Origin of the sequence: Pseudomonas lactucae, assembly GCF_016937615.1 — a bacterium.
Classification (GTDB): Bacteria; Pseudomonadota; Gammaproteobacteria; order Pseudomonadales; family Pseudomonadaceae; genus Aquipseudomonas; species Aquipseudomonas lactucae.
This window is the reverse complement of the sequence record NZ_JAFHKI010000160.1, coordinates 1-4114: the sequence shown is the minus strand read 5'-3', so window position 1 is coordinate 4114 and position 4114 is coordinate 1. Positions and strand designations below refer to the sequence as shown.

General features: G+C 54.8%; 2 protein-coding genes and 1 pseudogene. All 3 read left to right on the top strand.

Annotated features, from left to right (window positions below; all coding sequences use genetic code 11):
* Nucleotides 1-2865 (top strand): RHS repeat-associated core domain-containing protein (locus JWR98_RS25080; RefSeq protein WP_205491488.1); only part of this gene is annotated, 2865 nt, incomplete at its 5' end.
* An 18-nt stretch (nt 2866-2883) separates the two neighbouring features.
* Nucleotides 2884-3483, top strand: coding sequence for a hypothetical protein (locus tag JWR98_RS25075; RefSeq protein ID WP_078735421.1), 600 nt, complete (start codon nt 2884-2886; stop codon nt 3481-3483).
* A gap of 152 nt (nt 3484-3635) precedes the next feature.
* Nucleotides 3636-4114 (top strand): annotated as a pseudogene (locus tag JWR98_RS25070) (RHS repeat-associated core domain-containing protein); the annotation flags it as partial.

Here is a 4114-nt window from a genome sequence, read left to right as displayed (position 1 = left end):
TGGGCCTTGGTTGAAAACGCGGAATGGCGCGTGGTCCGGCACTGGACCGACGAAGGCGACACCTACCAGTTCGACTATGACTTGCAGGCCGGTATCACGCGGATTACCGACGGCTTGCAACGCGTCAGTACCCGACACTGGAACTCCCAGCACCAAATCGTTCGGTACAGCGACAACCTCGGGCAAATCTGGCTGTTCGAGTGGAACGACGAGCGCCAATTGCTCAGTGCCACCGATCCGCAGGGTGGTCGCTTTGAATACAGCTACGATGAAGCCGGCAACCTGATCGGCGAGACTGACCCGCTTGGCCGCAGCGAATCCACTACGTGGCTTGAGCATTGGGCTTTACCAGTATCTGGCACGGACAGCGAAGGCAACACCTGGCACTTACGTTATGACCAGCGAGGTAACTGCATCGCTGAAACGGACCCGCAGGGTCGTGTTTCGCAGTATCGCTATGACGATCACGGGCAGTTGGTGGAGGTCATCGACGCAGCGGGAAAAAGCAAAAGGATGCGCTGGAACCCATTCGGTCAACTTATTGAGCATATTGACTGCTCAGGTTACCCGACACGTTTCAAGTATGACGAAAGAGGCTATTTGCAGGCTGCCACCGATGCATTGGGTGAGCGCACAACCTTTGTTTACGATCCAAGGGGCCTATTGCTGAGTACTCAGCTACCTGACGGGCGCATTGAACACTTTCAACGCGATACTAGCGGTCAATTGATCGCGCATACCGACTTCTCCGGACACTCTACGTACTATCAACGCAATCGCCAGGGACAGGTCAGCCAGCGGCTTGATGCGCATGGCCGCCAAGTCAACTTTGAATACGACAGCTATGGCCGCCTTAGAGCTCTGCGCAACGAAAACGGTGAACGGTACCGTTTCGCCTGGGATGCCAACGACCGCGTGGCCGAACAACAGGACCTGGACGGTAGCGTGCGCCGTTATCATTACGACGCACTGAACAACATCAAACGGATGGAAACTATTCCTGCCCCTCTGGGCAGCGGAATGGCATCAGTCGCTGTAACTCCCGAAGCACCCATAGTGCATTGCTTTGAGCGCGACGCCGTCGGCCGTCTGCGGTTCAAGATCACTGATGATGGACGAACGGAATACACCTACGACTCGCTGGATCGACTCAAGGCCGTCACATTTACCGACCATGCCGGCAGGCAACAAGCGATCAACTTTGACTACGACAGCGTTGGTCAACTGATCGAAGAGAAAAGCGCGACTGGCGCCCTGCAACATAATTACGACGAGCTCGGCAACCTGAGCCAGACTCTTCTGCCCGACGGACGTTGGCTCAATCGCTTGCATTACGGCAGTGGGCACCTCCATCAAATAAATCTCGACGGCCAGGTGATCAGTGACTTCGAGCGCGACCGCTTGCACCGCGAAGTACTGCGTACCCAAGGACATCTCAGCACGCGTCATCACTATGACCGTTGTGGGCGGTTGCGCTCCCGCGAACGAGGCCAGATCGCTCGGGCATCGGTACTTCCTGCTGCGGTACAAAAGCAATTCGAGTATGACCCCAGCGACAATCTGATTGGCAAGCTCGAACAGACGCCGAGCGGCCAACGCAGGCACCTGCTGCATTACGATGCAACCGACCGGGTGGTCGCCAGCCAAGACAATCTCGTGGGCCAACGCGAAACCTATACCTATGATGCGGCTGCGAACCTTCTCGATGCTGCGCAACCGGGTGCAGGACTGATACAACACAACAAGGTCCTGACGTATCAGGACAAACGCTATCGTTATGATGGTTTTGGTCGAATGATCGAAAAACGTAGCGCAAATCGCGGCATCCAACGCTTTGTCTATGACGCCGAACATCGCTTGATTGAGGTCCACAATGAGCACGGCGGGCAGCGGTCTGTCGTAAAAATGACCTACGACCCTATAGGACGAAGAACTGCCAAGGCGACCTACGACGGGAATGGCTATTTGTTGAGCGAAACCCGCTTTACCTGGGATGGACTGCGCCTGCTTCAAGAACACAAGCACGCCCAGACCAGCCTCTACATATACGGGGACGACAGCCACGAGCCTCTCGCTCGCGTTGATGGCAGTGGTACCCAGCAGAAAGTTCGCTATTACCACAATGATCTCAACGGCCTGCCCGAACTGCTCTCTGAAGCTGAAGGCCAGACCGTCTGGCAAGCCAGCTATCAAATTTGGGGAAGTACGGTTCAAGAAATCCGTGAACCCTACTACATCGAAGAACAAAACCTGAGGTTTCAGGGCCAGTATCTGGATCGTGAAACCGGCTTGCATCACAACATATTCCGTTTCTACGATCCGGATATCGGCCGTTTCACTACCCCCGATCCTATCGGCCTCGCAGGGGGCCTGAACCTTTACCTGTACTCAACAAATCCGCTGACCTGGATCGACCCCTACGGCTTGAATCCTGAGGATTTGATACGTTACAAACCCAAGGCTTCCGTTACCCCGAAAGCAGGTGGCCGCGGTACGGCAATCAATAGAGCATGGGGCGAAGAACGGGATCTGGTTCTACGTGGTGGGGGCTCACGAAACTGGACAGATGAAGAACGCGAGCTGATCAAAAATACAAAGAGTAACGCCCGCCTGAACTCAAAGATGTCCAAAGCAGGTTACACCGGTCACCATATCAACAGCGTCGAAGGTAATGGCGCCTTAGGCAAGGCCTGGAAAGGTGACCCGAGGAACATTGTTTTCTTGCAAAACTCGAGACACCCAAGTGGTGTGGATGAACATTTGAACAGCCCTCAAGGGCACCGAAAAAATTATGCCAACTCAGGCAAAGGCCGATTGATCGACCGTCTTAGAACACCCGGCAGAAAAGCCGGCTGCGGTAAATAATTTCCATTGGAGAAGAACATGAGCGCCCTTGACAACGCATTTAAAGAGTTGCGCCGCGTCCACAAAAAATTCGATATCGAAGGTAGCTTCGAAAAAAGCAGCCATGCCAACGCAAAATGGCCGCAGACGTTACCGCGCTCGGCAGAAACCGACTATTTCTACGATAACTGTGAGCCAGTTGATGTTGAAGTTGAAACCGGTTTGACGCCGATCTGCTTCTTAAACTTGAGCACTTTGGAAGACGGCCAAGTTGGCTATAAATGGGACGGCGATTCGAACAAGACCCAGGTAAATGTGAATTGGCCTGCTCAGTATCTGGTTTTCATGGATGACATTGGCGGCGGAAAACCGGTTATCGCCGTCACGGATACTGCCGGGACTCCAGTGTGGGCGAGCTACGATGTCGTCAAGCCGTTCAAGATTGCCGATTCCCTCGCTGATTTCCTCCTGGCATTCGCCAAAACTATCGAAATTGTTCATGGAAAATTCGACATTTTTGACATTTACAACGATGACGACGAGCTTTCCCCCAAGTTTGTAAAATTGCTGACCAAGGAAGTGAGCCCGTTGCTAGGTGAGGAAAACTTCGAACGCTTCTTCGATTACTTCTACGGCTAAGAAAGGTTGTGCCAAAGACAACGTACGGCCTGTCGATTGCCTTGAAGATTCGCGCATGAAAACAACGTTGATGAGCATGCCTTAACCACACGATGGCAGCTGACTGACTATGGAAAGTCCCAATAGAATCGGCACATCCCTGAGCACCACGCATGTCTGACGCACTCTGGGCCGCCCGCATGGGCGATGCGCTCTCCCATACGTCGATGATGGCCGACATCCTCGGCGGTGTGCTGGAAGTGGCGGCTAACATCGCGATAACGGCAGTGGCGACTGCGGCGGTGGTTGCCGCCACCGGGATTACCGTGGCCACCGGCGGGCTCGGTTGTTTCCTGCTGGGCGCCGTGGTGGGCACGGTTGTCGGCCTGGCCATGAGCAAGACGGGTGCGGACAAAGGCTTATCGAATTTATGCGAGAGCTTCAGCAACGCCCTGTTTCCGCCCACGGTGCAGGCCAATATTCTTAGCGGCGCCACCAACACCCTGACCAACAACCTCCCGGCCGCGCGCGCCGCCGGAGCGATCAGCTCCCACGTCGCGCCAGCCGGTACCGAGTTGGAAGCGCCCGCACCTGAACCCGAAGCCAGCTACCTGGACATGGCCGAGAGTTTTTTCTCGCAGATGTGGCGTCC